Below are 405 nucleotides of genomic sequence, written 5' to 3'. Positions count from 1 at the left end.
GGAGAACACTTCGGCCAGCTCGGCGTACTTGCGCTGCGCCTGCTGCTGCTTGGCCTCGGTTTCGAGCTTGGCGCGCACTTCCTCGAAGGTCGGCTGCTTGGGCGTCTTGACGTCGTTGAGCTGGATGATGTGGTAGCCGAAGTCGCTTTCCACCACGTCGCTGATGTCGCCCTTCTTCATCGAGAACGCGGCCTCCTCGAACGGCTTGACCATGTCGCCGCGCTTGAAGAAGCCCAGGTCGCCGCCCGAGGGCGCGGAGCCGGTGTCCTGCGAGTTCTTGCGGGCCACGTCGGCGAAGGTGTTCGGGGCTTTGCGCACCTGCTCCAGCAGCTCCTGGGCGCGGGCCTTGGCCTTCTCGCGGTCGGCGGCGGGGGCGTCCTTGGGCGCGTTGATCAGGATGTGGCT

At 66.4% G+C, this 405-nt stretch carries 1 protein-coding gene; it reads right to left on the bottom strand.

Annotation, left to right across the window (positions count from 1 at the left end):
- Positions 1-405, bottom strand: a 405-nt coding sequence (locus GVL61_RS24635; protein ID WP_200845033.1) for a peptidylprolyl isomerase, incomplete at both ends; no start/stop codon positions are given.

Origin of the sequence: Novosphingobium sp. 18050 (assembly GCF_902706195.1) — a bacterium.
Lineage (GTDB): Bacteria > Pseudomonadota > Alphaproteobacteria > Sphingomonadales > Sphingomonadaceae > Novosphingobium.
Note: the sequence above shows the minus strand (reverse complement) of the source record. Positions and strands in the feature narration are given on the sequence as shown.